At 74.4% G+C, this 3,888-nt stretch carries 3 protein-coding genes; all 3 read right to left on the bottom strand.

What is annotated here, in order from left to right; translation table 11 throughout:
* Positions 1-1,768: glycosyltransferase family 2 protein (locus tag I59_RS20505; protein ID WP_049976487.1), on the bottom strand; the 1,768-nt coding region annotated here is incomplete at its 3' end.
* A complete protein-coding gene (locus I59_RS00050; RefSeq protein ID WP_022902116.1) occupies positions 1,765-2,727 on the bottom strand; it encodes a glycosyltransferase family 2 protein in 963 nt (320 codons plus the stop codon). The genes I59_RS20505 and I59_RS00050, both read right to left, overlap by 4 nt.
* Positions 2,724-3,515, bottom strand: a complete 792-nt coding sequence (locus I59_RS18725; protein ID WP_261976469.1) for a glycosyltransferase family 2 protein — start codon at positions 3,513-3,515, stop codon at positions 2,724-2,726. The genes I59_RS00050 and I59_RS18725 overlap by 4 nt, the downstream gene beginning before the upstream one ends.
* Positions 3,516-3,888: the final 373 nt, after the last annotated feature.

The raw sequence follows: 3,888 nt of genomic DNA, 5'->3' as shown, positions 1-3,888 counted from the left end.
GGAGGTCGCGCGGCACGGCGGTGGCGACCGCGATCGCGGTGAGGAGCACCACGGCGGCGAAGGGCACCACGGGTGCCCACAGGCCGGCCGTGGCCATGGTGTAGCCGATCGCGATCGTGCCGACGATCGACGTCGACACCGCGAGGAGCGTGAACCGGGCGAGGGGCATCGGGCGCAGCAGCAGCATCGGGGCGATCCCGACGACGGCGAACAGGAACACGCCGACGGCCGAACCGCGCAGCACGGGGACGTCGAACGCGGCACCGATCGCAGCAGCGAGCAAGGTGACGACGACGAGGGCCGCGGCGGTGAGCCGGGCGGCAGGTCCCATCACCCCGGTCGCGACCGGGGCGGGAGCAGCCGTGGCGAGCTCGTGCCGTCCCCGGCTGGTGCGGTCGATCGTGCCCGCTCCCCCGAGGCGTTCGGCGAGCGCGAGGAACGGCGCCGTCACGACCGAGCGCCGCTCGACGCGACGCAGTCGGCGGGCGGTGTCGGTCCAAGCGGCCTCGACCGAGGCGGGCCCCGGGTCGACCGCGCTCGCGCCGGACGCCGCCACCGCGGTGGCCCCGCTCGGGATCCGTCCGGCGACGCGACGTCCGCGCCCGCCACCGAGCTCCGTGACCGGGTCGCCCTGCTCGAGTCCGAGCCGCGCGAACGCGGCGATGGCATCGGGGACGGTGTCGACGGTCGCGGCGACGGTGTCGCGGTCGAGGGCGTTCTTGGTCATCCAGGCTCCGAGTCCGTGGCCGTGCGCGGCGGCGGTGCGGCGGAGCGACGAGGAGTCGTCCGCGGGGCGCCACCAGGCGATCGCGGCGGGTTCGACGGCGATCGCGGAACCCGCGAACAGCAGTCGGGTGAAGAGGTCGAGGTCGTCGCCGCCGCCGACGCGGGTCCCCGGCCCGAATGCGGTGTCGAACCCGCCGATGGCGAGCGCGGCACGGCGGCGGACGGCGAGGTTGGCGCCGGTGCCGTACGCGGCGGCGGCGAAGGGGTGCAGGGGCGCGTCGGCCGGTTCGTCCTCGCGGCGGAACACCCGCCGCCGGATCGTCCGCGCCGCCGGCGTGTGCTCGTCGTGCCAGCGCTGCGCCGGGGTGCGGATCTCGGCGGTGGGCACCAGGCCGGTCACGCAGGCGACGTCGTCGTCCTGCAGGAACGGCGCCGCGATGGCGGCCGCCCAGTCCGGGTCGACGACGGCCCCGCTGCCCAGGAGGGCGACGACGTCGCCGGTCGCGGCGAGCAGTCCGGCGTTCCGGGCCGCGGCGAGTCCGCCGCCCGGGGCCGGCACGGTCGTGACGGTCCGGCCGCCGATCTCGGTGCGGCCGTCGCCGTCGGCGCCGGTCGAGACGACGACGACGTCGAGTTCGACGCCCCGCGACGCCAGCACCGAGCGCATGGTCGCGCCCGCGTCCCCGTCCGTGCAGAGCACCACGGTGACGGACGGCAACGCCTGATCAGCGGCCGGACGTCGTTCCGGGGTGGGCATGTGCCGGACGGCACGCTCCAGGGTGCGGAGCTCGATCGAGGGTCCGACGCGGCGACGGTCGGTGACCTCCGCCTCGACGAAGCCGACGGGCTCGCCCCGGTCGCGCACGAGGAGTCGTGCGCGCCGGTAGCCCTCGGCGCCGGCGAGGCCGACGGCGTCGCGGTGGCCCCCGCCGTGGAGTTCGGCGCGGTCGACCTCGCCGATCCAGACGGCGCCGTCCCAGGTCGGCACGAGCGACGTGTCGACGACGGGGCGGAGCACCCGGTTGAGGGTCGTCCTGGTCATGGTGTGCCGATCGGTTGGCGGACCGCGGGGGTGACGGGTGCGCTGACGACGACGCCGCCGAGGAGCCGGCCGACCGCGTACCCGGTGATCGTCGAGGCGACCGACAGGACGATGGCGGCGGCGCGGACGCCGCCTCCGCGGCCGACTGCCCGCAGCTCACGGGCGATCGCCCCGGGGATCACCCGGGTGAGGTACGTCGACTCGCTCGACAGGGAGTCGCCCGTGCCGACACGACGGCTCAGGACGGCCTTCGAGATGCCCTCGTAGTAGCTGCGGCGCCGCAGGTACCGGACGGTGACCCGGTCCGCGGAGACGCGGTGGGAGACGTTCGACCGGGGTTCGTGCCGGATCCGGGTGCCCGGCCGGGCCTGCGCGAGCCGGATGCAGAGCTCCGTCTCCTCGCACCCGAGCGGCTGGTTGCCGACCCGGCCGATGCCGGAGCGGAAACCACCGGCGGCGAGGACCGCCTCGCGGCGGAACGCCATGCTCGAGCCGATGACGTTGCGCACGTCGCCGGCGGTCTCGGGGAGGCCCGCGTAGCTGCAGCCGACGATCCAGAGCAGCTCGTCGGAGTACGGACCGGAGCCGGTCGCGTCGGGCCAGGACGGCGTCGCGCGTCCGCCGACGCCGACGACCTCCGGGTCCTCGAGCGCGGCGAGGAGGTGTCCGAGCCAGTCGTCGTCCGCGGTGGCGTCGTCGTCGAGGAACGCGACGACGTCGGCGTCCGTGAGCGCGACCCCCGTGTTCCGGGCGCCGGACAGACCGCGGTCCTCGGCGTTCTCGACGACGCGCAGCTCGGGCCATCGCGCCTTCGCCCGTGCGTACAGCTCGGGCTCGTGGTCGATCACGACGACGACCTCGGGGTGCTCGGGCTGGCGCTTCGCCGACTCGACGCTGTCCTGCAGGTCGCCCCACCGCAGCTGCGTGTAGGCGCAGATGACGACGGCGACGCTGGTCACGCGAGGTCCCCGTCGAGCGCGCGGGCGTCGACGACGGCCGGCTCCGTGGCGGCGCTGACGGGTGCCGTGATCTCGCCGGTCGGCGCGTCGATCGGCGAGACCGGCGCCGGCAGCGTGAGTGCGGCGGCGGCGACACGTGCACGGCTCTTCGCCTGCGACGCGCGACGGCGCTCGTGCATGATCGACGTCAGCACGCGGATGCCGTCGGTCACGGCGTTGAGGTTGCTCGCCCCGTGCACTCGCAGCTTCTCGTGGCTGCCGACCTCGGCGATGCGGAGGTCCGCGGCCGACCAGCGGCAGGTCAGCACGGTCTCGATCTCGAACCCGTCGCCCCACAGCATCGACCCGTCGGTCGGCTTCGGGAGCGTCGACGACAGCAGCCCGATGGCCGGCAGGGTGTCCGCCCAGAAGGCGTTGTAGCCGTAGCAGAGGTCGCTGTAGCGGGTTCCGAGGATGGCGTTGCAGACGATGTTGAGTCCGCGGTTCCCGAGGTTGCGGACGATCGTGATGTCGTCGCTGCCACCGCCGAGGGCGTAGCGGGTGCCCTTGGCGACGTCGGCGCCGTCCGTCAGCGCCTGCACGAAACGCGGGATCTCGTCGGGGTCGGCGGAGCAGTCGGCGTCGAACATCACGACGATGTCGCCCGTCACGGCCTCGAACCCGCAGGCGAGGGCGTTGCCCTTGCCCTTGCGGGTCTGGTGCACCACGCGGATGTCGGGCATGAGCCGCTGCGCGGTCGCGACGGTGTCGTCGACCGAGTTGCCGTCCACGAGGATCACCTCGTACACCGGGGGCAGCTTGGGCAGGATGATCTCGAGGTGCGGGCTTCGTTCCGTGCCGGGATGACGACGGAGACCCGGGGGTCTGCGGGTCGGACGGTGTTGGCGGGCATTGGACGTGCTTCTAACGGGTTCAGGTTGCCGTGTTCGGTGCGTTCGGACGTGGCGCGGACGCGGGGTCCGCGGTCCGGCAGGGGCGCGGGTACGACGCCGCCGGGATGGCGAAGAGGGCGGGTCCTCCCCCTTGTGCCTCAACCCTCGCGTCGCCGGGATGGCCGGTCAATGCGCTGCGGGGCCGCTTGCGGACCCTCGGGTGCGGATACGGAAACCCGCAACCGGTGCCGGCCGCGGTTCCCCGGCCCACCGGACGACGGCCTGGAGG

Source organism: Curtobacterium sp. B8 (assembly GCF_000333315.1).
Lineage (GTDB): Bacteria > Actinomycetota > Actinomycetes > Actinomycetales > Microbacteriaceae > Curtobacterium > Curtobacterium luteum.
Note: the sequence above shows the minus strand (reverse complement) of the source record. Positions and strands in the feature narration are given on the sequence as shown.